The sequence below is a fragment of the Rhizobium sp. BK456 genome, from assembly GCF_014194045.1.
Taxonomy (GTDB): domain Bacteria; phylum Pseudomonadota; class Alphaproteobacteria; order Rhizobiales; family Rhizobiaceae; genus Rhizobium; species Rhizobium redzepovicii.
Genome location: NZ_JACIAO010000003.1, coordinates 278,346 through 302,880 on the forward strand (window position 1 = coordinate 278,346; position 24,535 = coordinate 302,880).

Consider the following 24,535-nt stretch of genomic DNA (forward strand, 5'->3'; position numbering starts at 1 on the left):
GTTCGAAGCCTGTCATAATCGAAGGCGTGCAAATTACAATGGCACATTGCGGCACCCTCGACCTGCATGTCCGATCGTCGCTATAGCACGAACATGTCAGGCTTTTGACTGTCAGCCCTTGGCGACAGCGTCAAAGGCCAGCAGCTTTTCCAGAAGCCGCGGCATGTCCTTCAAATAGACCATGTTCGGGCCGTCGGACGGTGCGTTGTCGGGGTCCTGGTGGGTTTCGACGAAGACGCCGGCAATGCCGGTCGCCACCGCTGCGCGCGCCAGCGTTTCCACGAATTCCCGCTGACCGCCGGAGGAATCGCCCTGCCCGCCCGGCTGCGCCACGGAATGGGTCGCATCGAAGATAACGGGCGCGCCCATCGACGCCATGATAGGCAGCGAGCGCATGTCGGAAACCAGCGTGTTGTAGCCGAAGGAGGCGCCGCGTTCGCAGAGCAGCACGTTAGGATTGCCGCTGGCGTTGAGCTTCTTCAGGACGTTCTTCATGTCCCAGGGGGCGAGGAACTGGCCCTTCTTGACATTGACGGCACGGCCGGTCTCGGCGGCGGCGATCAGAAGGTCGGTCTGACGGCAGAGGAAGGCCGGGATCTGCAGGACATCGACCACCCTTGCCACTTCGGCGCATTGCTCGGCGGTATGAACGTCGGTGAGAACCGGAAAGCCGAATTCCTTCTTGAGATCGGCGAAGACCTGCATGCCTTTTTCAAGCCCGATGCCGCGCTCGGCCGACAGCGAGGTGCGGTTCGCCTTGTCGAAGGAGCTCTTGTAGACGAGGCCGATGCCGAGCTTGGCGCAGAGCTCCTTGAGCGTGCCGGCAACCATGAAAGCGTGGTCGCGGCTCTCCATCTGGCAGGGGCCGGCAATCAGCGACAGGCGGCCGGTATTGGAAAAGGTGACCTGGCCTGCGCCCTCGCCGATCCTGACTTCCGAATTCGTATCAGTGCTCATCATCTTTCCTCGAAGGCGAAAAGCGTGCCCTGCCCGGGCGCCGGCTTCACCAGAATGCGATTGTTCTTGCGCGTGTAGGTCACTCCGTTAGCAGCCAAATGCGCTTCTGTCACGGCAAGATCGGCGACGGTGAAGAGGATGGCCCGGCCGCGCAGGCCGCGGTCGGCGGATAAGACGGCAACCTCGAAATAGGCCTCCAGCCCCTCCGGCGTCATCAGGCTGATTTTCGCATTCGGCGCCGCGATATTGACGCCGAAACCGGTTTTCTCGACCGCCGACTGCGCCATGGCAAGGCTGACGAAACCGGCGTAGGCGGCGGCATCAGGCGCGCACAGCGCGATCTCGGCGATGCCGGTCACGCCATTGGCATGTGTCTCCAGCGCGCCGCGGTCGGCGGGCAATGGATTGATGCGCTGGCAGGTAAAGAGAAAGAAGTCCGGCGCAAGCAGATCCGCTGCAAAGGCCAGTTTGAAGCTGCCGACGCTTTCGGAACCGTCCGGCATCTTCATTGGCCGGCTGAACTCCAGCATCTCGCCGGCGCTCGATCCGCCGGCAGCGAAGTGCCGATGATCGTGGCCGGCATCCTCGGTGCCGAAAACCACCGCCGAAAGCCCCTCATCGCCGCAACGGAAGCGGAAGGCCCGGTTGCGGGCGGTGAAGACATTCCCTTGCCGCGCCGAGGCCTCGCTCTCCTCGACGCTGGCGATACCGAGCGGCTCCAGATAGGTCTTGTCGGCGAAGAAGACACAGGCATTCTCCGTTCCGAAGGGATGGCGGGCATCGGCGGCAACCGTGAAGCCGAGCTTGCCGAGCCGCTCGCGGGCCAGATCGATATTGACGACGGGCAGCACGACATGATCCAGCGGGTGCGGTTTGGCGGAACGCTCGTTCATCATATCCCTCCCTCAAACGATAAGAGATGTGCGACAGCACCACCCCCAATGCAAGACATGTGTGCCAATCCGGCGAATGAAAATAAAAATCTCAAAGAGTTGGCGGCAAGTTTTACGGAAATTTAGCTACTTGCAGAACACATATGGAACATATAGTGTCTGTTCTGGATTTGTTTCAATCAGGGGTCACACGCCGATGCTCACGCGCAAACAACAGGAGCTTCTCCTTTTCATTCATGAGCGCATGAAGGAATCCGGCGTTCCGCCATCTTTCGACGAGATGAAGGATGCCCTGGATCTGGCCTCCAAATCCGGCATTCATCGCCTGATTACAGCGCTCGAAGAACGCGGTTTCATTCGCCGCCTACCGAACCGCGCCAGGGCGCTCGAGGTCATCAAGCTTCCCGAAGCCTATAGTCCCAGCATCCAGCCCCGGCGCGGCTTTTCGCCGAGCGTCATCGAGGGCAGCCTCGGCAAGCCCCAGCCGGTCGCCGCCCCCGCGCCTGTAAAACCCGTCGCCGACAACGGCAACTCGGTCTCGGTGCCGGTCATGGGCCGAATCGCTGCCGGTGTTCCGATATCGGCAATCCAGAACAATACCCACGACATCGTCGTTCCCGCCGACATGCTCGGCTCCGGTGAACATTATGCGCTGGAGGTGAAGGGCGATTCGATGATCGACGCCGGCATCTTCGACGGCGACACGGTGATCATCCGCAACGGCAGCACCGCAAGCCCCGGCGACATCGTCGTTGCCCTCGTCGATGACGAGGAAGCGACGCTGAAGCGCTTCCGCCGCAAGGGCGCCTCGATCGCGCTTGAGGCGGCCAACCCGGCTTACGAGACCCGGATCTTTGGGCCCGACCGCGTCAAGGTGCAGGGCAAGCTCGTCGGCCTCATTCGCCGCTATCACTGACACTGGACAGGCCGGATTCGGTAAAACTGTTGCTGCGCCAGTCATAGGCGCGCTGGCGCATCCATGGCCGCGACAGCGTTTCGAATGCGGTTGCGACCTCCAGGCCGGTATCTGCGAAGCGCAGCTCGAGGGAACCGGTCTTGCGCAGCGTCTCACCGGTGAAGAGCGTCGCGCCTGAGCGGCAGCTGTTGAAACGCAGGCGGACCGGCGTCACGACGATATCGGCTGCATCGCAGGCCGGGCCGAGATAAGCGGCATTGTCGATGATGCTTACCACACGGCCATTGCCAAGCCTTGATATGCACCAGGCCTTTTTGACGCAGGAGAAGCGGTTTGTTTCACCGCCCGCGGCGGCCCCCCGCATCGCTGTCCTTGCTTCATTCTGTTGCTCGCGGGAAAGCCTGACGCGTCGGTCTTCCCCCTCCGGCGGGATAGCGGGGCCACCCAGCATCTTCGGCGGGTGATGCGTCGGCAGGACCAGCGCTCTTTGCCACTGGTCGAAGATGAAATCCGGCGGGTTTTCACGATTGGAAGCCATTGCCGCGGTCTCGACGAGCGCGACCAGACCGCCATCCTCCGAAATCACCAGATCCGGCGGCCGGGAAACCGGCAGAATCAACAGAATGAAGGTCGAAACGGCGAGGATTGCTGAGCCGGCATGGCGCAGCCGGGTGCGGAGCAGCGTCAGCAGCAGGAAGCCTGCCACGGCGATGGCGAAATACCAGGCGGGCAAGCGGCCGACGCCGATATCGCCGCCCCAGCCGGACACTGTCTTGGCGACCGCGATCACCAGATCAAGGCCGAAGCCGACCACCTTCCAGAGCGGAGCGTCCAGACCGAACGGCATGAGCAACATCGCCAGCAGCCCGGCCGGCATCACGATGAAGGAGATGATCGGCATCGTCGCGAGGTTTGCCGGCAGGCCGTAAGCGGTCAGGCGATGAAAATGTTCGATCGAAAACAGCGCCGTGGAAAAACCGCCGATCAGCGAAGTCAGGAAGACGCCGCCGAAGAAACCGGCGACCGCAACGAGCGGCCGGAAGACCGGCAGCCTCAGCAAAGCGTTTTCGCGAATGCGCCGCTCCTTCCACAACTGATAACCCGATACCAGCGCCAATGTCGCGGCAAAGGACATCTGGAAGCTCGGGCCCAGGACTTCGGAGGGCGAAATGGCGATGATGACGAGGGCCGAGAGCACGACATTGCGCAGGCTGATCGACGGCCGATCGAAGAAGACGGCAATCAGCATGATGGCCATCATGATAAAGGCGCGTTCAGCCGAGACCCCGAAGCCGGAGATCAGGTAGTAAGCGGTGACGGCGATGAGCGCGCCTGCTGCGGCGATCTTCTTGGTCGGATAGGCCTGGGCAGCACCTGGAAAGAGGCTGAGCAGCATCCGGAAGCCGACGAAGAAGATGCCGGCCGACAACGCCATGTTGAGGCCCGAGATCGCGACGATATGAGCAAGGCCGGACTGGCGCAGCGCCTCCGTCGTCGCATTCGAGATGGCGCGCCGCTCGTCGGTCACCAGAGCAGCGGCAAAAGCGCCCGTATCGCCGGGCAGGATCGATCGAATGCGATCGCCGATACCGCTGCGCAGCCGGTAAAGCCATTCGAGCATTGCTTCCGACGTCGACATTGCACCCTGCGGGCCCGCCCCCAAATCCCTCTCCGGAGCGCCATAGAAGAAGCCGTTGGCACCGATGCCGTCGAAATAGGCACTGAAGGAGAAATCGTTGAGTTCAGGCAGCGCTGGGCCTGCCGGAGGCGTCAGCCGCGCCCTGCCGGTGATGATGTCACCGATCTCGAAAGGCGTATCGGCGCCGCGGACGATCGCGGTGATGCGCCCCGGCCGCCGCTTCAGCTCCGGCGCCTCCGTGCCGGTGACGGCAAGGATGTAGCGCCAACGCCCACGTCCATCGCCTTCCCGCCGTTCGACACGGCCGGTCACCGTCGTCGTCACGGATGAATCGAGGATCACGGTCGAAGCCCTCCAGCTCTCGAATTGTGCTGAGAGCATGCCGCAGGCGAAAAGCGCCAACGCCAGGAAGCTGGCCTGCAGCACCGGCCGGCTGGGGCCGGCGACGAGAACCACGACCGCCGGCATCGCTAGGCAGAGAAGCGACGCGACGAGGGGAAAATCCCATGGCGCGAGAAACCAGAAGGCCGCCCCGGCGCCGAGGAAGACCGGCGAGAACAGCAGCAGTCGGCCATGGTCGGCCTCCTCGCCCAGCATGCGGATTCCGGCACGCAGCGATTGCGAGGCCGCGGCCGGCAGCCGGTGGCGCAACGGCATCGCGGACTGGGTCCTTGCCGACCGTTTCACCACCGCGGGCGCGGCAAAACCTGGGGAATCGGCCAGGCCGGCGCCCGCTTCCGGCCGCAATTCGACTGTCGTCAATTCCTCCATGCCCCGCCCAAGATCACCCGCGCCTGCGGGCAGAATGCAACCTTCAATCAAAACGAGCAAGAATAATCGATTGAAATATGAGCGAAAATCGCCACCGCCAAAAGAGCAGTCGAATCATTGGCTTCCGGTATGCGCGCAGCTCATCGCTGCAGTGCCTAAAAGGTGATGCCGCAATGCACAAAATGCCGTCACGGTAACTTGGCATTAGCTTCGCGATCATATAGCTATCGGTGAGGACGCTTAACCCCTATGGCGCTTTTATGGCGCCACCGCCATTTCGGAGGATCAGTATGACGGATCAAAGCGCTACAATAAAAATCGGTGACAAATCTGTCGACCTAGCCGTCAAGAACGGCACGATCGGCCCGAGCGTCATCGATATCGGTGCTCTCTATAAGAACACCGCTTCCTTCACTTACGATCCGGGTTTTACCTCGACCGCATCTTGTGAATCCAAGATCACCTACATCGACGGCGACGAAGGTGTGCTGCTGCACCGCGGCTATCCGATCGAGCAGCTGGCCGAGCATGGCGACTTCCTCGAAGTGTGCTACCTGCTTCTCTACGGTGAACTGCCGACCACCGCGCAGAAGAAGGATTTCGATTATCGCGTCACGCACCACACCATGGTGCACGAGCAGATGAGCCGCTTCTTCACCGGCTTCCGCCGCGATGCGCATCCGATGGCCGTCATGTGCGGCTGCGTCGGCGCCCTGTCGGCTTTCTATCACGACTCCACCGACATCACCGATCCGCACCAGCGCATGGTCGCCAGCCTGCGTATGATCGCCAAGATGCCGACGCTTGCCGCGATGGCCTACAAGTACCATATCGGCCAGCCTTTCGTTTATCCGAAGAACGATCTCGACTACGCCTCTAACTTCCTGCGCATGTGCTTTGCTGTGCCTTGCGAAGAATACGTGGTTAACCCGGTGCTCGCCCGCGCCATGGACCGCATCTTCATCCTGCATGCTGATCATGAACAGAACGCCTCGACCTCGACCGTCCGTCTCGCCGGCTCGTCGGGCGCCAACCCGTTCGCCTGCATCGCGGCCGGCATCGCCTGCCTCTGGGGCCCGGCCCATGGCGGCGCCAACGAAGCAGCGCTCAACATGCTGAATGAGATCGGCTCGGTCGACCACATTCCGGAATATATTGCCCGCGCCAAGGACAAGAACGATCCGTTCCGCCTGATGGGCTTCGGTCACCGCGTCTACAAGAACTACGATCCGCGTGCCAAGATCATGCAGAAGACGACGCATGAAGTGCTCGGCGAACTCGGCATCAAGGATGATCCGTTGCTCGAGGTGGCGATGGAGCTGGAGCGCATCGCGCTCACCGACGAATATTTCATCGAAAAGAAGCTCTATCCGAACATCGACTTCTATTCCGGCATCACGCTGAAGGCGCTGGGCTTCCCCACGACCATGTTCACCGTGCTCTTCGCGCTTGCCCGCACCGTCGGCTGGATCGCCCAGTGGAACGAGATGATCGAGGATCCGGAGCAGCGCATCGGCCGCCCGCGCCAGCTCTATGTCGGCGAACCGAAGCGCGACTACATCCCGGTTTCGAAGCGCTGATCGCTTCGGCCAACATATCGGCCCGAAAAGGAGAAAACCCGGTCAGAGACGACCGGGTTTTTTCTTGTCCAGCACGTCGAGCAGGATTTCGGCGGCATGTTCGCCTGGTGGTTTTTCCGTCTGCATGCGCTGCCAGATGAGATTATAGCCTTCCTTCATCGCCTTAAGCTGGTAGGTGTCAGCCGACAGCCTTTCCATCCAGCGGGCGAGGCTTGCCCCGCGAACGACGTCGTTCAGATATTCCGGGACGACGGCGTAATCGGCAATCAGGTTCGGCAGTGCGCCAGTCCAAGTCTTGATGCTTGACGTCAGCAGACGCATGATCCAGTCGACCTTGTAGGCGGAGACGACAGGAACATCGGCAAGCGCCAGTTCAAGAATGACGGTTCCCGATGCCGCCATCGCCGCATCGGCTTCAGCGAATGCCTTCCATTTAGCTTCAGCGCCGACAACGATCTCCGGCTTGACCGCCCATCCCGCCGTCAGTTGGCGGACAAGCGCTTGCCTGTGCGTCACCGTCGGCAGAACAAAGCGCGTCGGCCCATTGCGGGCGACAAGTTCGCTTGCCGCCACCTCGAAATGGGGCAGGAGCTTCTGGATTTCCGAGGAGCGTGAGCCGGGCAGAAGCAGGATCGCGTCGTTGCCGGGCTGCCTGTCGGCGCGCCGGCGCCGGGTCTCCAAGAGCGCCGGGTCGGCGGTCAGGCGATGGCCGACATAGGTGGTTGCCGGCCCGCCAAGGCGCTGCATCGCCGCCGGTTCGAAGGGCAGGACGGCGAGCACATGATCGACATAGGCGAGCATGCGCGTGGCGCGATATTCTTTCCAGGCCCAGACGCTCGGACAGACGTAATTGACGACAGGCAGATCGGGCAGCGCGGTGCGGACGCGCTTTGCGACGCGATGGGTGAAATCCGGGCTGTCGATGATGAGGAGAATGTCGGGCCTTGCAGCGACGATGGCAGCGGTCGTCCGGCGGATCAGCGTATACAGCTTCGGCAGCCGGCTCAGCACCTGGGTGATGCCCATGATCGACAACTCGGAGAAATCGAACAGGGATCGCAAGCCCTCGGCCTGCAGCCCCTCGCCGCCGACGCCGACAAGTTCCACCGGCCCGGTGTGGACCCGCTTCAGGGCGGCGACGAGATCGGCGCCGAGCAGATCACCCGATACCTCGCCGGCAATGACGGCGATCTTCAGCGGCGCCCCGTTCATTCGAGCCCCCATGCCGGCAGCCCGCGATCGATGCCGCAGACGAAAAGCCCTGCCTCATCGGCGGCCTTGATGACGGCGGCGCGATCGAGCACCAGCGAGCGGCCGGCCTCTACCGCGATGCCGCCGAGACCGGCTTTTTTTGCGTTCAGGATCGTGGAAACGCCGATCGCCGGCAGGTCGGCGCGGATATCCTGCTGCGGCTTGCAGAGCTTGACGAGCGCGCCGCGGCGCCGCGGCGAGATGCGCCCGGCGGCTCTGAGACCCGCGACACGGTCCAGCATCTCATCCGTACCCTCGAGCCCCTCGAGTGCCACGACACGGCCGCCGATGCTGATAGCACCCTGCCCGACATCCAGCCGACCGAGCATGTCCGCGGCTTCGGCGGCGCGGCGGATATCGCGCCGGTCTTCCTCACTAGGCGTCGTCGCGCCAAGCGCACCAACAGAGGCAAGCAGATCCGGAGCAATTTCATGGGCGCCGACAACCCGGCGGCCGTTCCCCTCAATCAGCCGGATCACCATCTGCAGAACCGTGTCGTCGCCGCCGGAGAGCAGTGTGCGGATGGCGGCCGGCACTTTCATCAGAATGCGCAGTGTCGGACGCACCTCGCGCCATTCCGGTCGGCGGGCGACGCTGCCCGACATCACGACACGGCCGACACCATAACGGCTGAGCAACCCATCAAGAGCTGCGAAATCGCCGATGCCGATGACGGCGTGATCATAGTCTTCCCAGCGCCGGTCGCTTTCATCCTTCAGGGCGACGATGACGGGATTTTCACCCGCCGCACGCGCGGCTTCGGCGACATAAGAAGGCAGAAGACCGCCGCCGGCAATGATCGCCAGCCGGCCCGCAGCGGTGTCGCCTGATAAAGCCACGGATCAGCCCTTCTGCCCCCGGGTCGGCGAGGACAGAGCGCGATCGCTGTCGGCGGCGATGAAATCGAGGATCTGGACCGCCTGCTCGCAATCGGCATATTCGTCGCGGATGGCGGCGGCGTTTTCGCGGACGGAGCCCGTTCCTTCGAAGATCGACTTATAGGCGCGGCGTACCCTGTGGATGACGGCGCGGTCGACGCCGGCGCGGGTCATGCCGACGACATTCAGGCCGCTCAGCAGACCGGGATTGCCGTTCAGCATACCGTAGGGAATGACGTCGTAACTCACTGCCGAAAGCCCGCCGACGAAGGCCTGACGGCCGACACGGGTGAATTGGTGAACGGCCGAGCCGCCGCCCAGAATGACGCGATCCTCGATGACGACATGGCCGGCGAGCATGACATTGTTCGACATGATCACGTGATTGCCGACCTTGCAGTCATGCGCGACATGGGAATTGGCAAGGAAGAGGTTGTTGTCGCCGACGATCGTCTGGCCGCCGAAATCGGCCGTGCCGGTGTTCATCGTCACACCTTCGCGCATCGTGCAGTTGGCGCCAACCGAAAGCGTCGTCTCCTCGCCGCCGTGATGCACGCTCTGCGGATCGCCGCCGATGACGGCCATCGGAAAGATGCGCGTGCCCTTGCCGATCACGGTGCGGCCGGTGACAATAGCATGCGACAAGAGCTCGACATTTTCATGCAGGACGACGTGCGGCCCGACATGGCAGAAGGGACCGATCTTGACGCCCTCACCGATCACAGCCCCGTCTTCGACGACAGCCATCGGATGAATGCGGGCGCTTTCGGCAATAGTGCTCATGCCTGTTCCTTACGAACGATCATTGCTCCGATATCGGCTTCGGCGACCAGGGCGCCGTCAACCTTGGCGTCGCAATGGAATTTCCAGATATTGCCGCGCTGCTTGTGCTTGGCGACATGGAATTCGACGCGGTCTCCAGGAACGACAGGCTTGCGGAAACGGGCATTCTCGATGGTCATGAAGTAGACGAGGTTGCCGGGCTGGCCTTCCTTCTTGGCACAGATCGCACCCGCGGTCTGCGCCATGCCCTCGATCAAAAGCACGCCCGGCATGATCGGAGCTTCCGGAAAATGGCCGGTAAAATGCGGTTCGTTCACCGTGACATTCTTGATGCCGATCGCCGAGTTGTCGCCGTCGATCTGGATGATCTTGTCGACCATGAGGAAGGGGTAACGATGCGGCAGCAGCTTCATGATCTCGATGATGTCCGCCGAAGAAAGCGTTGTCGTGGCTTCTTCAGTCATTTTCCTTGCCTCCAGGGTTCCGACCGCGCAACTTGGACTTCGACACTTGTTGTGCGGCCTCTCTCAGATAGTCTTTTAGCGGACGGGCCGGTACACCGCCATATTGCCCGCCGGCGGCAAGATCGGTCATGATACCGCTTTTGGCCGCGATCTGCACGCCGTCGCCGATCGTTACATGCCCCTTGATGCCGGCCTGGCCGCCGATCTGCACGCCATTGCCGATCTTCGTGCTGCCCGCGATGCCGACCTGCGCGACAATGGCGCAATGGCGGCCCATCTGGACGTTGTGGCCGATCTGGACCTGGTTGTCGATCTTGGTCCCCTCACCGATCACCGTATCGTCCATGGCGCCGCGGTCGATCGTGGTATTGGCCCCGATCTCGACGTTGTCCTGGATGATCACCCGGCCGATCTGGACGATCTTGATCATGCCGCGCGGACCTGGCGCATAGCCGAAACCATCCTGACCGATGCGGACGCCGTTATGGATGATGACGCCGTTGCCGATCAGCGCGCAGAGAATGCTGGCGCCGGCTGCAATCGAACAATCGCGGCCAATCTTGACATTCGGGCCTATGACACTGTGGGCGCCGATGCGCGTGCCTTCGCCGATTTCGGCATGCGCGCCGATAACCGCCAGGGGCTCGACGATCACACCTTTTTCCAGCCTGGCGCTCGGATCGATCACCGCGCTCGGCGCAATCTCGCTTTCACCCGGCGAAATGGCGACCGGACGCAATGCTGCCGGATAAAACAGTCCGCCTGCCATCGCAAAGGCCGCGTGCGGATTGGACGACAGGATGATGGGGATATGCGGGGGGACGAGATCGGCCAGCGCCCTGTCGCAGATCACCGCCGAGGCTTCGCATGTCGCCAGCTCATCGCGGCTGCGGCGCGACAGGATATAACAGACATCACCCGCCCGCGCCCGGTTGATTGGGGCCACGGATCGGACGACGATGTCGGCATGGTCGGAATTGGGAAGTTCCGCCCCAAGAAACTCTGCCAGCTCAGCGAGCTTCAGACCTTCATGGGGCAGAAAAAAAACGTTTTGCTCCATCGGCAATGCTCCAGAACGGAATTGAGTCTTACAGTTCCGGACTGCCGATATCAGAATTGGTTGTTGATGCCAAACTTGAAGTTCTGCGTCTTGTCGAAGTCTTCCTTGAGAACCGGGATCGCGTAATCCAGGCGTAATGAACCGAAGGGAGACTGCCAGACGACACCGACGCCGACGGAAGCGCGCAGAGAGGCCTCTTCACCATCAATGCCGTCGCCCCTCAGGTCAACGTCATTGCCGAACAGCGTGCCGGCATCGGCGAAGACCGCGCCGCGCAGGTTGAAGTCACGCGGGAAGCCCGGCATCGGGAAGGTCGCTTCGGCCGATGCGGTGAAATACGTCGTACCACCCAGAGGATCATCGTTGGTGCCGGAAACGCGCGGGCCGATGCCCTTGTTTTCAAAGCCACGAATATCGCCGTTGGTCAGGGTGAACTGATCGAAGACATTCAGATGGTCGCCGAGGCCGATGACATAACCCGCCGAAGCAGAAACCGAGCCGATGATATCGGCATCGTCAGCGAGCAGACGGTAATAACGGGCCTTGCCGTAGATCTTATAGAACTGCGAGTCGCCGCCGAGGCCAGCCAGTTCCTGCGTCGCCGTCGCATAGATGCCTTCACGCGGCAGGACGGTGTCATCAAGCGTGTTATAGGTCAGCGTCTGCGAGATCGAAGAGCGCGTCCACGGGCTGTCTTCAACGAGGTGCTGATACGGAGCTGACAGATCGGAAAGATCGCTGCTGTCCGCGTCATACTTCATCTGCTTGTAGTTATAGCGGAAAGTCGTCGCCAGGTCTTCGGTGATCGGCGCGGTGACGCGCAGAACGACGCTGGTTTCCTCATAGTCGTAGTTGTCATTGCTCGACGTCTCGCTGTGGTTGACGTCGAAGCCTGCGGCCAGACGATAACCGAGGAAATAGGGCTCGGTGAAGCTGACGCCGTAGGCGCGCGAACCTTCCTGACCGCCGCCGGCCGAGATGCGGATATACTGACCGCGGCCGAGGAAGTTCTTTTCTTCGATGGACGCTTCAAGCAGCAGGCCGTCACCGCCGGCGGCATAACCGGCGCCGACACCGAACGAACCTGTCGACTGATCCTGCACGTCGACGACCACCACGACACGATCCGGCGAGCTGCCCGGCTGGGTTGAAATGTTGACGGACGAGAAGTAACCGAGCGCTTCGAGGCGGCGCTTGGCCTTGGTGATCATCTGCTGGTTGAAGGCGTCGCCTTCGCTCATATCGAATTCGCGGCGGATGACGTAGTCGCGCGTGCGGCTGTTGCCGCGGATTTCGATACGCTCGACATAGGCGCGCTCGCCCTGGTCGACCAGATATTCGACACCGATCGTATTGTTGTTGAGGTCGCGGTTACCGCGCGGCGTGACGCGCGCAAAAGGATAACCGGCAGACGCGACCTGATCGGAGATCGCCTCAATCGACTTCTGCACTTCCTTGGCGTTGTAGACATGACCTTCATGGGTGCGCACGAGCGGCTGCAACTGCTCGGAACCGACGCCTTCGACGGTCGACTGGACGGTCACCGGCCCGAAGTCGTAACGCTGGCCTTCCTCGATGTTGAAGGTGAGCGTGTATTTGTTGGTCGCATCGTCGAAGGTGGCATCGGAAGAGACGATGCGCATGTCGGCATAGCCGCGATTGTAATAGAACTGGCGCAGCGCTTCTTCGTCGGCGTGCAGCTTGTCTTCGTTATAGACGTCCTTGCGGGTCAGGAACGACAGGAAGTTCGAACGCTTGGTGTTGATGACAGCAGCCAGGCGGCCGGCGCTGTAGGCATTGTTGCCGACGAAATTGATCGAATCGATCTTGGTGCGATCGCCTTCGTTGATGACGAAGGCAAGGTTCACGCGGCCTTCGCCGAGCGGCACCACCTGCGTCGTGACTTCGACTTCGCTGCGGCCGGTGGCGGCGTAAGCTTCCTTGATCGACTGGATGTCGGACTGGATCTGGGTGTCGCTGTAGGGGCCTGCGGCATGCGTCTGGACGATGGTCGCGAGCTTGTCATCCTTGATCTTGCGATTGCCGTTGAAGACGACCTGGTTGACGAGCTGGGCTTCCTGGACGTTGACGACAAGCGTGCTTCCGGAGACCGAGATCTTCACGTCGGAGAAGTAACCCGTCCCGTAGAGCTGCTTGACCGATTCATCGATATCGGTGTTCGAAAAGCTCTTTCCGGGAGCGATGGTGAGGTTCGACCGGACCGCTTCCGCGCCGACGCGGCTTGCGCCGCGCACATCAATGCGCTGGATGACCGCAGCCTCGGCGGCGGTAGCGGAAACGAACGTCAAAGCACCTGCGCCCGAAGCAACAACACTAGCAGACAGCGCAACCGCCGATACTGCGTTCAAAAACTTTGAACCAGCCTTCATTTCACCTATTACCTTTTTTTCCCTCGTCCCCGGCCTCAGGAAAACCCGATTCCGGTCACGTGTGTCGTTTTACCCGCTTTTGACATACAAGCAAGGGAGGTCGTTAATTTCTGTTTACTTCATTTCGAAGCGTGACCCATTCGCCACTACAGCCTTGAAACATCGTAAATAAATAGTAATTCCCCTGCTTCGCGCGTTTACCCTTAGCTCGCGCCAATGTCGTTCCAGGTCGTGAAAACCATCAATGTTAGTATCATGGCCAAGCCAATGCGAAATGCGATTTCCTGGGTCTTGGCGCCCAGCGGTTTTCCTCTGACCGCTTCCACCGCATAGAACATCAGGTGGCCGCCATCAAGTACCGGAACCGGCATCAGGTTAAGCAATCCTATCGAAACTGAAAGCATGGCGGCAAGCTGCAACACTGCCCCTATTCCAAGCTTCGCCATCTGGCCCGAAGCTTGCGCCACGCGGATCGGGCCGCCTAGTTGATCGGCCCGCATCGTTCCGCGGAAAATATTGCCGATATATTTGAAGGTGCCGGTGACGATATCCCGGGTCTCGATCACACTTTCGCGCAGCGCCTGGAGCGGTGTGTAGGTCTGCAGGCGGAAATTGCCGACCTCCTTGCTGGTCACGATGCCGATCTGGCCGACCTCGATCTTGTTGCCGAACTGGTCGGTCATGTCGACGCGCTGCGGCACCATCGGCAAATCCAGCTTCTGGCCGCCGCGCTCGACGGTGACGACGATCTCCTGACTCGGGCGGATGGCGACATAGCGGCGCACATCGTCGAAGGTCTCGACCTTGCCGCCGTCGATGGCGACCAGCAGATCGCCGGGGAGGATGCCGGCGGCAGCCGCCACGCCCTCCGGCTTAACTTCGGAAACGACGGGATCGGCGACCGAGCGGCCGTAGACCGAGAAAAGAAGGGTGAAAATAGCGATGGCCAGCAGGAAATTGGCGATCGGGCCAGCTGCGACCGTTGCTGCACGTTTCCACAATTTTGCTCCGGCAAAGGAGCGCGCCCTGTCCTCTTCGGACATGGCCGCGATCTTGTCGCTGTCGGGCTTGCTCGAGGCGTCCTCGTCTCCGAAGAAACGGACGTAACCGCCAAGCGGGATCACCGAGATCTTCCAACGCGTTCCATGGCGGTCGGTGAAGCCGAATATCTCCGGACCGAAACCGACTGAGAAGGCAAGGATGCGGATGCCGCTCCAGCGTCCGACGAGGTAGTGGCCCATCTCGTGCACGAAGACGAGCAGCGAGAGCACGAGGATGAAGGTGACGATATTCCCCATCAGGAATGCGTATATATCGGCCATCACTTCTATCAGTTCCTTCCGTCAGGCTGCCGCGTCATCAAAGGCCGAACAAGGCCGCGCCGAGCGACGTCATCGCAGTCCCCTTTATCAGGGAAAATAATCCAGCTAGCAAGAACGCCGAAAAACAGGCGAAAATCAGTCCGTCGACACGGTCCATGACGCCGCCATGACCAGGAATGAGACGGCTTGAATCCTTGACGCCGAATTTCCGCTTGATGAACGATTCGAACAGATCTCCCGACTGGCTGCAAACCGAGAGAACGAGGGCTGCGACGGCAGCGATGATTTCCGTGCCTGGAAGGAGAAAGTGGATAAGAACGACGCCGGCTACGACCGCCGAAACGGCGCCGCCGATTGCCCCCGACCATGTCTTTCCAGGCGAGATCGAAGGGGCAAGCTTCGGCCCGCCAAGCGCCCTGCCGACGAAATAAGCAAGGATGTCGGTTGCCCAGACGACGGCAAAGACGAAGAGCATGGCATAAAGGCCGGGCCGGTCATCGCTTCTGATCGCGGCGAGCGCGAGGCCCGTGGCACCGGCATAAAACAGGCCCACGGGCAACCATCGGCTGGTGCCGTGCAGGATGATCAGCGCTATGCCGACGGCGGTGACGCCGGCCAGCATACCGGCGGCGAATTCGAAATTGCCGACAAGCACGAGGAAAGCAATCGCCGCCTGGCCGATCCAGCCGACGGCATTGGCGACCCAATCACGCGCGACGCCGGTTATTGTCGACCATTCATAATAGATCAGCAGGCCGATCACGGCCGCCAGGATGCGGAAGGCAAACCCGCCATACCATGTGGCGGCAAGAACGATCACCGCAAGAATCAGGCCTGAAACGATGCGAAGCTTCAATTCCTGCTGCATCAGGTGCCGACCGCGGCTGCCTGCGACGACAGGCCGCCGAAGCGCCGGTCGCGGGAGGCGAATTTCTCCAGCGCCGAGCGGAAGATCTCGGGGCTGAAATCCGGCCAATACTCCGGAACGAAGATGAATTCCGAATAGGCGGCCTGCCAGAGGAGGAAGTTGGAAAGCCGCTCCTCGCCGCTGGTGCGGATGATGAGGTCCGGATCGGGGATACCGGCCGTATCGAGACGGGCGTTGATCAGCGATGGCGTGATATCCTGCGCTCTCAGGCGGCCGGCCTCGACGTCTCTCGCCAGGCTGACCACAGCCCGCGAGATCTCGTCGCGCGAGCCGTAATTGAAAGCGATGACCAGCGTCAGCGCCGTATTGTCCTTGGTCGTTTCCTCCGCCTCGAGCAGCAGGCCGAGAATGTCGTTGCGCAGGCTGTGGCGGTCGCCAATCACCTTGATCCGCACATTCTGGCGATGAAGCTCGGCAAGGTCACGGCGGATGAAAGCCTTGAGCAGACCAAGCAGGTCGGAGACCTCGGCCTCCGGCCTGCGCCAGTTCTCCGAGGAGAAGGCAAAGAGGGTCAGATATTTTATGCCGGCCGCGCCGGCGGCGCGCACTGTCTCGCGGACCGCCTCGACGCCCTTGCGATGGCCCATCGTACGCGGCAGGCCGCGCTGCTTGGCCCAACGGCCATTGCCGTCCATGATGATGGCAACATGCTCTGGCACAGTCACAAATACAGATTCCGACATTTCCCGTCCGGTCTTTCCAGGCAAAGGCACAGATCCACTAGACCTGCATGATTTCCTTTTCCTTCTCGCCAAGCAAGCGGTCGATTTCGGAAATCGTCTCGTCGGTCATCTTCTGTACACGTTCCGACTGCGCCCTGCCCTCGTCCTGGCCGATTACGCCATCCTTTTCGGCCTTCTTAAGGCCGTCCATGCCGTCACGGCGTACATGGCGAATCGCGACCTTGCTCTTTTCGGCGTAATCATGAGCCACCTTGACGAGCGACTTGCGGCGCTCCTCGTTCAGTTCGGGCAGCGGAATGCGCAGGTTCTGGCCGTCGACGATCGGGTTGAGGCCGAGATTGGATTCGCGAATGCCGCGCTCGACGGCGCTGACCATCGACTTGTCCCAGACGGAAACCGACAGCATGCGCGGCTCGGGCACGGTGATGTTGGCGACCTGGTTCAGCGGCATGCGCGAACCATAGGCCTCGATCGTGACCGGATCGAGGATGTTGGCCGAAGCGCGGCCGGTGCGCAGCGATGCGATGTCGCTCTTGAATGCGGAAACCGCGCCGTCCATGCGGCGCTTCAGTTCCTTGATGTCGATACCTTCACTCATGTCGATGCTCCCGTATAAAGCGCGTCGCGATGGCTGCGCCTGACAAAGGCGGCGCAGTCTATATCAGTTGTCGGAGACGATGGTCTTGAGGCCACCGCCCGTCAGGATTTCAGCAAAACCGCCTTTCTCGTGGATCGAGAAGACGATGATCGGAATGGAATTCTCCCGGGCGAGCGCCACGGCGGCAACGTCCATCACCGCAAGCCCCCTGTCCAGCACTTCCTGGTGCGTCAGGCGGTCGAGCCGGGTCGCATCGGGATATTTCTTCGGGTCGGCGGTATAGATGCCGTCGACCTGCGTGCCCTTGAAGATCGCTTGCGCGCCCATTTCGGCGGCGCGCAGCGCTGCGGCCGAATCGGTGGTGAAGAAGGGGTTGCCGGTGCCGCCGGCAAAGATCACCACACGTCCCATCGACAGGTGATAGAGGGTCGCGCGCTGCGAAAAGCTCTCGCAGATCTCAGGCATGGAGATGGCCGAAAGCACCACGGTATCGATGTTGAGCTTGCGCAGCGAGGTCGCCAGCGCCAGCGCATTGATGATGGTGCCGAGCATGCCCATGTGGTCGCCGGTGACCCGGTCACCGCCCTTGGACGCGACCGCGACACCGCGGAAAATATTGCCGCCACCGACGACGACGCCGACTTCCACGCCCATATGCCTTGCTTCGGCGATATCGGATGCAATGCGGTCCGCCACCGCAACATCGATCCCGAAACCCTGGCTACCCATGAGCGCTTCGCCGGAAGCCTTGAGTAGAACGCGTTTATAGACAGGCTCTAAAGACATCTTGGCTCCTCGTAAATTGCCGTGAATGCCCGATACACGAAGGGCACCGCGTTGTCACGCGATGCCCCTGTTGTTTTCCCAATTATGGCTGGAAGATCAACCCTTGACGGCAGCCGCAACTTCGGCTGCGAAATCGGTTTCTTCCTTCTCGACGCCTTCGCCGAGCAGAAGGCGGGCCATGCCGGCAACTTCGATCGGCGCGCCGACGGCCTTTTCAGCTTCCTTGACGGCGGCTGCGACGGTCAGATCCGGATTGATGACGAAAGCCTGCGAGAGAAGGGCGACTTCTTCGAAGAACTTGCGCATGCGGCCATCGACCATCTTCTCGATGATGTTGTCCGGCTTGCCGGAAGCGCGCGACTGCTCGATGAAGACGTTACGCTCGCGCTCGGCGACGGCGGCATCGACTTCCTCGGGGCGGATCGCCAGCGGTGCGGTCGCAGCGATATGCATGGCGACCTGGCGGCCGATTGCGTTCAGGGCTTCCTTGTCGCCGGTCGACTTCAGCGCGACGAGAACGCCGAGCTTGCCGAGGCCGTCGGAAACAGCATTGTGGATATAGGTGGCGACGACACCGTCCTCGACGGAGAGCGCGACCGAGCGGCGCAGGTTCATGTTCTCGCCGATCGTTGCGATCGCGTCCTTGATCGTGTCGGAAACGGACTTGCCGGATGCCGGGTAGGTCGCAGCCGCAACGGCCTCGACGGTGCCGTTTGTGGAGACGGCAACCTTGGCGATGCCGCGGACCAGATCCTGGAAGGCATCGTTACGGGCGACGAAGTCGGTTTCGGAATTGACTTCGACCACAACGGCCTTGGTGCCCTGGCTCGAAACACCGATGAGGCCTTCGGCAGCGGTGCGGCCCGACTTCTTGTCGGCCTTGGCGATGCCCTTGGCGCGCAGCCAGTCGATCGCCGCTTCCATGTCGCCGCCGGTTTCAGCAAGAGCCTTCTTGCAGTCCATCATGCCTGCGCCGGTCTTTTCGCGCAGTTCCTTCACCATTGCAGCCGTAATCTCGCTCATTAGCTTCCTCTTGTCGGTTCATACGGTGGGCCGCAAAGCGCGGCGCGGCACCGGATTGAGGCACGAAATGTACCTGTATGTATGACAGCGTGATGAAGACGCGTCATAACGAAACTTATCTGGCAAAGAGCCTGATGCCCTCGCCCTGAAACAGGCAAGGCCGCCGAACTTCGATGAGTCGCGAGCGGCCTTTCCCAGTCATGCAAGCTTTGGCTGACCTTTCGATCCGCCAGCTTTCATCAGCCTTCGGCTGCTTCTTCGAGAGCCGGCTCGACCGGAACTTCGGAGGATGCGCCGAGATCGCGGCCGGAAGAGCTCTGCTGACGCGCAATGCCGTCGATGGCCGCGCGGGAGATCAGCTCGCAGTAAAGAGCGATGGCGCGCGATGCGTCGTCGTTGCCCGGGATCGGATAGTCGATCAGGTCCGGGTCACAGTTCGAGTCGATGATGGCAACGACCGGGATGCCGAGGCGCTTGGCTTCGTCGATCGCGATCTTTTCCTTGTTGGTGTCGATGATGAACATCAGGTCCGGAGTGCCGCCCATATCGCGGATACCGCCGAGAGCCTTGTCGAGCTTTTCACGCTCGCGCTCGAGGTTCAGGCGTTCCTTCTTGGTGAAGCCCTGGGCTTCGCCGTTGAGGATCTCATCGAGCTTGCGCAGGCGCTGGATCGAGTTGGAAATCGTCTTCCAGTTCGTCATCATGCCGCCGAGCCAGCGCGAGTTGACGTAGTACTGGGCCGAACGCTTGGCGCTGTCGGCGATGATCTCAGACGCCTGGCGCTTGGTGCCGACGAAGAGAACGCGGCCGCCGCGGGCAACGGTATCGCTGACGACCTGCAGGGCGCGCGACAGCATCGGAACGGTCTGAGCCAAGTCGATGATGTGGATGTTGTTACGATCGCCGAAGATGTACGGCTTCATCTTCGGGTTCCAGCGGTGCGTCTGGTGACCGAAGTGGACGCCTGCTTCGAGAAGCTGGCGCATAGAGAAATCGGGCAATGCCATGCCTTTGTATCCTTTTCCGGTTGAACCTCCGCAAGGCGAACAGCATCCTCTTCGAGAATGCCACCGGGCGGAACGATCCGGATTTCTCCCGGACAATCCCATGCCTTACGTGTGGAATGCCGCTGCCCATACATTCCGTCCGGCATAAAAGCAAGGAAAACATTCCAATCGGCAGACAAACAAGGTTTATGCCGAGAAATTCAGCCGCTGCCCCGCCCTTCGCATGCGTCCGCTCAGCTTGCCAGCATCGTCAGCAGCGACAGCATCAGGTCGGCGTCCGGCATCGGCAGGACGGCATCGACCTCGGCCGGCAGCAGGCTGCCGATTGCGCTGTCGGCGGTGCCGGCGGCGGCTCCTGGCGGACCGCGGAAGCCGTGCCTCGTCCAGGCCAGTTCCTGCAGCTTCGGACTCACCAGCGCCTCGATCAGCCGATCGGCGTTCTCGTCGACGACGATCAGCGAGGCGGGCTTTCCAGGCTTGCGACAGGTAATCGCCTGGAGACCCATCTTCGCAATAAGCAGGCCTTGTCACGATGGACTGGCCGCTAGGATCACACCGACCCGAAAAGCAGGACGACGGAAGACGCTGGTCGCCGCACAATAATGAACTTTATGATACAGTTTTATGACAGTTGGAAAAGCTTTGCAGGCTTACTTGCAAACCTCGGCCTTGCGGTCGAGCAGCTCGAGCTTTGCGAGCTTGCCGGTCAGAACGAAATCGCCGTAATCCATGGTCAGGTCGCGCGTGATGCCGTTCTCATAGAGCTTGAACGACATACGGTAGACCGGCAGAGCGTCGGATTTTGCATTCTCGTTGAAATAGGCGATCGTCACCGGCCAGAAGGCCGTCTTGGAGAAAGCGCCGGCATTGCCGGAATCTGCCTCCTCGGCAACCGGCGTCTCCTGTTTGCCAACGATCGTCGTCGTCACCAGCGACTTGTCGCCGTCATCCGAGCCGTCGAAGACGCGGGCCTCGAAGAAGCGCTTGCCGTCCTTTGCGTTCTGGATCACGTCGAGCATATGTTCGGTCGGGAACCGGCTTTCGGCAAGCTGCAGTTCGCGGCTCGACGGTTGCTTGAGATCGACCTTGACCCCGTCCGGCTGATCCTGAGCCGCACCGTTGACCTCTTTGTCGAGCTGTTGGTCGGTGAAGGATTTGGTGTCGAAGGTGAACTTGCCGTCCTTGAGATTCTCGAAGGTCTTCGTCTGCTGGTCGCTGACGCGGACGCTGTCGCCGGTGTCGATCTGCGTCACGAAGCGGAAGTTGGTGGTGAAGCCCTGGCAATAGCTGCCGTCGAACTCATAGACCATGCGACCGTACATGCCGGCAATGCCGGAGCGGTCAGAGGCGTCCTTCAGTTCCAGATCGTAGACCGCGCGATGTGCGACGAGGCCGGTCGCGATCGCAGCGCTTACCGCGGGCGCGGCCGCCCATGCATTGGCGGAAACGCTGGCGAAAAGCAGAGCGACAAGACCTGATCGGAACATTCATTAACTCCTGTTGGACTCGGTCGCGATGTTATAAGAACGCTTTCGGCCAAATCGAGGCTCGAACCTGTCATATTAAAGATTCTAGTCTTGATGCATAATTTTTGAAGAATTGACAACAAAAGCGGAGACGAAAATGTCGGATGAAATTGCAAAGCGCCTGACTGAGATGGGGATAACCCTGCCCGAAGCCGCAGCGCCTGCTGCAAATTACGTTCCTTACGTCATCAGCGGCAATCTCCTCTACATCTCCGGCCAGCTGCCGCTCGAAGGCGGCAAGATCGCCGTCTCCGGCCATCTCGGCAAGACCGTGGACGTTGCGAGCGGCCAGCGCGGCGCCGAGCTCTGCGCCATCAACATCCTAGCCCAGGCGAAGGCAGCACTTGGCGGCGATCTCGGCCGCATCCGGCGCGTCATCAAGCTGAACGGCTTTGTCGCCTCGGCGCCCGACTTCGTCGAGCAGCATCTCGTCATCAACGGCGCTTCGAACCTGATTGCCGGCGTGCTCGGCGAGGCCGGCAAACATGCTCGTGCCGCCGTCGGCATGGCCGCCCTGCCGCTGAACGCCGCCGTCGAGATCGATGCTATCATGGAAATCGCGGAATGACCAATGCGGCCTGGATTCGGGATGTGCCCGTCGCCCATCGCGGCTATCACGACCTCAATAAGCTCGTCTGGGAAAACACGCTTTCGGCCTTTTCACGTGCCGTCGAAGCGGGCTTTGCGATCGAATGCGACCTGCATTACGCCTCCGACGGCGTGCCGGTCGTCTTTCACGACGAGGACCTGCAGCGGCTCTGCAATCTTCCGGGCGACATCCGCGAGCGCACCTCCCGTGAGCTCGGACTGATCGCCGTCGGCGGCACTGGAGACAAGGTGCCGACGCTCCGCCAGCTTCTCGATCTCGTCCAGGGCAAGGTGCCGCTGGTGCTGGAGCTGAAGGGCCGCGAGGCCGATGACGAGGGATTTGCAGAAGCCGTGCTCGAAGTGCTTCAGGATTATCAGGGCAAGGTGGCGCTGATGAGCTTCGACCACTGGCTGCTGCGCGATCTGAAGGCGCTTGACGCCCCCTACCCGCTTGGTCTTACCGCCAACGGCAACACACCGGAGGAGTTTGCGACGCATGCGAAGGCGATGGAGATCGGTCTCGATTTCATCTCCTATTATTATGACGACCTGCCGAACGCCTTCATCACAGGCGAACGTGAGAAGGGCATCCCCGTCATCACCTGGACGGTGCGCGACGAAGAAGCGCGCCGGCTCACCTTCGCCAACGCGGACCAGATGACCTTCGAGGGCTTCGACCCGCGTGTGGCGGTTTGACGCTCGCTTTTTGGCCAAGATCATGCGCAGACTGAGGCAGAGCCGAGATCATCCTACCACAGGCTTCGCATCTGCCCCATGACCGATGAACTATCCATTCGCGTAGAACGCTCCTTCACCGCGATTTCCCCGGAGAGCTGGTCCAGGCTTTCCGGGGCATCGAAGACTTGCCCGACGCTTGCCTATAACCCCTTCGTCTCGCACGCCTTTTTGTCTTCGCTGGAAGAGTCCGGTTCGGCCAGCGCCGAGACCGGCTGGCTCGGCCACCACCTGCTGCTCGAGACCGAGCGCGGCGAACTGATCGGCGCGCTGCCCGGCTACCTCAAGAGCCACAGCCAGGGCGAATATGTCTTCGACCATGGCTGGGCCGATGCGTTCGAGCGGGCGGGGGGGCGGTATTATCCCAAACTCCAATGCTCGATCCCCTTCACCCCGGCGACGGGGCCTCGTCTTCTCGTCGCCGAGGGACTGCAGCGGCTGCCGATCCAGAGCGCGATCGCCGAAAGCCTGAAGGAGGTCGTGCGCCGACTCGGCATCTCGTCTGCCCATGTCACCTTCGTGCCCGATGAGGAGATCGGCGTCTTCGAGATGGACGGCTATCTGCACCGCACCGACCAGCAGTTCCATTTCATCAATGACGGCTATGCCAATCATGAGGCATTTCTCGAAACGCTCGCGTCGCGCAAACGCAAGGCATTGCGCAAGGAGCGGCGCGCCGCGCTCGAAAACGGCATCAGCATCGAATGGCTGACCGGCCGTGACCTGACGGAACGCATCTGGGACCAGTTCTTCAAGTTCTACATGGATACCGGTGGGCGCAAATGGGGCCGGCCCTACCTCACCCGCAAGTTCTACTCGCTGATCGGCGAGCGCATGGCCGACGACATCCTGCTTGTCATGGCCAAGCGTGACGGACGCTATATCGCCGGCGCCATCAACTTCATCGGCGGCGATACGCTCTATGGCCGTCACTGGGGCTGCGTCGAGGATCATCCCTTCCTGCATTTCGAGGTCTGTTATCATCAGGCGATCGACTTTGCCCTATCGAAAGGGTTGAAGCGGGTCGAGGCCGGTGCTCAAGGCGAACACAAGCTCGCCCGCGGCTACCTGCCGGTGACGACGCATTCGGCCCATTATGTCGCCCATGCCGGGCTTCGCCGGGCGATCGGCGACTATCTCGCCCGCGAGCGCGCCGATGTGGAACAGATGAGCGAGCTGCTGAGCGAGCACAGCCCGTTCCGCAAAGGCGAGCGCCAGCAGGAGGATTGACGCCGCCCTGCCGGCGGCGTTACCCGATCAAGAGGAAATGAGGAGATTTCGCGATGACCAGCGCCTATGACGACAACAATATCTTCGCCAAGATCCTGCGCGGCGAAATTCCCTCGCACCGTATCTACGAGGATCAGCATACCGTCGCCTTCATGGATGTGATGCCGCAAGCGCCGGGCCATGTGCTCGTCGTGCCGAAGGCGGCGTCGCGCAATATTCTCGATGCCGATCCAGCCACCCTCACCCATGCGATTACCGTCGTCCAGAAGATTGCCAATGCAGTTAAGGACGTCTTCGACGCTGACGGCGTGTTCGTCGCCCAGTTCAACGAACCGGCCGCCGGGCAGACGGTCTTTCATCTGCATTTCCACGTCATCCCGCGCCACGAGGGCGCCGCACTCAAGCCGCACTCCGGCAAGATGGAAGATGGCGCCGTGCTTGCCGCTCATGCAGAAAAGATCCGGGCGGCACTGGCCTGACATTGATCCCGAAGCGAGACAGAGGCTACGGAAAGAGCAGAAACGGAA

At 61.3% G+C, this 24,535-nt stretch carries 23 protein-coding genes and 1 pseudogene; 6 read left to right on the forward strand and 18 right to left on the reverse strand.

The features are described from left to right. Positions 1 to 111: 111 nt before the first annotated feature. The gene (kdsA, locus tag FHX03_RS10945; RefSeq protein WP_097625366.1) at positions 112 to 957 is read right to left on the reverse strand and encodes a 3-deoxy-8-phosphooctulonate synthase; all 846 of its coding nucleotides are present in this window, start codon (positions 955 to 957) and stop codon (positions 112 to 114) included. Then, positions 957 to 1,850: a VOC family protein gene (locus tag FHX03_RS10950; RefSeq protein WP_183853615.1), complete on the reverse strand. Its 894-nt coding sequence runs from the start codon at positions 1,848 to 1,850 to the stop codon at positions 957 to 959. Before FHX03_RS10950 ends, kdsA begins: the two co-directional genes overlap by 1 nt. A gap of 196 nt (positions 1,851 to 2,046) precedes the next feature. Between FHX03_RS10950 and lexA the strand changes: the two genes are divergently transcribed. Beyond that, complete coding sequence (lexA, locus tag FHX03_RS10955; protein ID WP_097625365.1) at positions 2,047 to 2,766, forward strand: transcriptional repressor LexA; 720 nt, start codon at positions 2,047 to 2,049, stop codon at positions 2,764 to 2,766. On the opposite strand, the gene FHX03_RS10960 is transcribed toward lexA, so the two are convergent. Then, a complete protein-coding gene (locus tag FHX03_RS10960; protein ID WP_183777724.1) occupies positions 2,747 to 5,176 on the reverse strand; it encodes a ComEC/Rec2 family competence protein in 2,430 nt (809 codons plus the stop codon). The genes lexA and FHX03_RS10960 overlap by 20 nt on opposite strands. 290 nt (positions 5,177 to 5,466) lie before the next feature. Here FHX03_RS10960 and gltA point away from each other — a divergent pair, with 290 nt between their 5' ends. Further along, positions 5,467 to 6,756, forward strand: a complete 1,290-nt coding sequence (gltA, locus tag FHX03_RS10965) for a citrate synthase (RefSeq protein WP_183853617.1) — start codon at positions 5,467 to 5,469, stop codon at positions 6,754 to 6,756. Positions 6,757 to 6,798: 42 nt separating this feature from the next. On the opposite strand, the gene lpxB is transcribed toward gltA, so the two are convergent. The 15 genes and pseudogenes from lpxB to FHX03_RS11040 all read right to left on the reverse strand — a co-directional run bounded on the left by lpxB (position 6,799) and on the right by FHX03_RS11040 (position 21,416). Further along, positions 6,799 to 7,968, reverse strand: a complete 1,170-nt coding sequence (gene lpxB / locus FHX03_RS10970; protein WP_183853619.1) for a lipid-A-disaccharide synthase — start codon at positions 7,966 to 7,968, stop codon at positions 6,799 to 6,801. Continuing rightward, a complete protein-coding gene (locus tag FHX03_RS10975) occupies positions 7,965 to 8,846 on the reverse strand; it encodes an LpxI family protein (protein WP_097625362.1) in 882 nt (293 codons plus the stop codon). Before FHX03_RS10975 ends, lpxB begins: the two co-directional genes overlap by 4 nt. A 3-nt stretch (positions 8,847 to 8,849) precedes the next feature. Continuing rightward, entirely contained in the window at positions 8,850 to 9,668 is an 819-nt protein-coding gene (lpxA, locus tag FHX03_RS10980) for an acyl-ACP--UDP-N-acetylglucosamine O-acyltransferase (protein ID WP_003586666.1), read from the reverse strand. Next, positions 9,665 to 10,132: a 3-hydroxyacyl-ACP dehydratase FabZ gene (gene fabZ / locus FHX03_RS10985; protein ID WP_097625360.1), complete on the reverse strand. Its 468-nt coding sequence runs from the start codon at positions 10,130 to 10,132 to the stop codon at positions 9,665 to 9,667. The genes lpxA and fabZ overlap by 4 nt, the downstream gene beginning before the upstream one ends. Further along, positions 10,125 to 11,192 carry a UDP-3-O-(3-hydroxymyristoyl)glucosamine N-acyltransferase gene (lpxD, locus tag FHX03_RS10990; RefSeq protein WP_183853621.1) on the reverse strand — a complete coding sequence of 356 codons (1,068 nt, stop codon included), beginning with the start codon at positions 11,190 to 11,192 and terminating at the stop codon, positions 10,125 to 10,127. The genes fabZ and lpxD overlap by 8 nt, the downstream gene beginning before the upstream one ends. 50 nt (positions 11,193 to 11,242) lie before the next feature. Further along, complete coding sequence (gene bamA / locus FHX03_RS10995; RefSeq protein ID WP_183853623.1) at positions 11,243 to 13,582, reverse strand: outer membrane protein assembly factor BamA; 2,340 nt, start codon at positions 13,580 to 13,582, stop codon at positions 11,243 to 11,245. Between the two features lie 203 nt (positions 13,583 to 13,785). After that, a complete protein-coding gene (gene rseP / locus FHX03_RS11000) occupies positions 13,786 to 14,904 on the reverse strand; it encodes an RIP metalloprotease RseP (RefSeq protein WP_210298513.1) in 1,119 nt (372 codons plus the stop codon). A 37-nt stretch (positions 14,905 to 14,941) separates the two neighbouring features. After that, a complete protein-coding gene (locus tag FHX03_RS11005) occupies positions 14,942 to 15,772 on the reverse strand; it encodes a phosphatidate cytidylyltransferase (RefSeq protein ID WP_003586673.1) in 831 nt (276 codons plus the stop codon). Next, positions 15,772 to 16,515, reverse strand: a complete 744-nt coding sequence (locus FHX03_RS11010; RefSeq protein ID WP_003586675.1) for an isoprenyl transferase — start codon at positions 16,513 to 16,515, stop codon at positions 15,772 to 15,774. Before FHX03_RS11010 ends, FHX03_RS11005 begins: the two co-directional genes overlap by 1 nt. 37 nt (positions 16,516 to 16,552) lie before the next feature. Further along, positions 16,553 to 17,113: a ribosome recycling factor gene (frr, locus tag FHX03_RS11015; RefSeq protein WP_097625357.1), complete on the reverse strand. Its 561-nt coding sequence runs from the start codon at positions 17,111 to 17,113 to the stop codon at positions 16,553 to 16,555. Between the two features lie 63 nt (positions 17,114 to 17,176). Further along, a complete protein-coding gene (gene pyrH, locus FHX03_RS11020) occupies positions 17,177 to 17,899 on the reverse strand; it encodes a UMP kinase (RefSeq protein WP_003573378.1) in 723 nt (240 codons plus the stop codon). 96 nt (positions 17,900 to 17,995) lie between these two features. Next, positions 17,996 to 18,922, reverse strand: a complete 927-nt coding sequence (gene tsf / locus FHX03_RS11025; RefSeq protein WP_097625356.1) for a translation elongation factor Ts — start codon at positions 18,920 to 18,922, stop codon at positions 17,996 to 17,998. 239 nt (positions 18,923 to 19,161) lie between these two features. Continuing rightward, the gene (gene rpsB / locus FHX03_RS11030; protein ID WP_003573382.1) at positions 19,162 to 19,929 is read right to left on the reverse strand and encodes a 30S ribosomal protein S2; all 768 of its coding nucleotides are present in this window, start codon (positions 19,927 to 19,929) and stop codon (positions 19,162 to 19,164) included. Between the two features lie 233 nt (positions 19,930 to 20,162). Beyond that, positions 20,163 to 20,387, reverse strand: a pseudogene (locus FHX03_RS11035) (hypothetical protein); the annotation flags it as partial. A gap of 192 nt (positions 20,388 to 20,579) precedes the next feature. After that, positions 20,580 to 21,416, reverse strand: a complete 837-nt coding sequence (locus FHX03_RS11040) for a cell envelope integrity EipB family protein (RefSeq protein ID WP_097625355.1) — start codon at positions 21,414 to 21,416, stop codon at positions 20,580 to 20,582. A gap of 136 nt (positions 21,417 to 21,552) precedes the next feature. Here FHX03_RS11040 and FHX03_RS11045 point away from each other — a divergent pair, with 136 nt between their 5' ends. The 4 genes from FHX03_RS11045 to FHX03_RS11060 all read left to right on the forward strand — a co-directional run bounded on the left by FHX03_RS11045 (position 21,553) and on the right by FHX03_RS11060 (position 24,487). Continuing rightward, on the forward strand, positions 21,553 to 22,023 hold the full coding sequence (locus FHX03_RS11045) for a RidA family protein (protein WP_003586684.1): 471 nt from the start codon (positions 21,553 to 21,555) through the stop codon (positions 22,021 to 22,023). Continuing rightward, on the forward strand, positions 22,020 to 22,739 hold the full coding sequence (locus FHX03_RS11050) for a glycerophosphodiester phosphodiesterase (protein WP_097625354.1): 720 nt from the start codon (positions 22,020 to 22,022) through the stop codon (positions 22,737 to 22,739). The genes FHX03_RS11045 and FHX03_RS11050 overlap by 4 nt, the downstream gene beginning before the upstream one ends. A 78-nt stretch (positions 22,740 to 22,817) precedes the next feature. Beyond that, on the forward strand, positions 22,818 to 24,008 hold the full coding sequence (locus tag FHX03_RS11055) for a GNAT family N-acetyltransferase (RefSeq protein WP_097625353.1): 1,191 nt from the start codon (positions 22,818 to 22,820) through the stop codon (positions 24,006 to 24,008). Positions 24,009 to 24,061: 53 nt separating this feature from the next. Further along, positions 24,062 to 24,487 carry an HIT family protein gene (locus FHX03_RS11060; protein ID WP_097625352.1) on the forward strand — a complete coding sequence of 142 codons (426 nt, stop codon included), beginning with the start codon at positions 24,062 to 24,064 and terminating at the stop codon, positions 24,485 to 24,487. Positions 24,488 to 24,535: the final 48 nt, after the last annotated feature.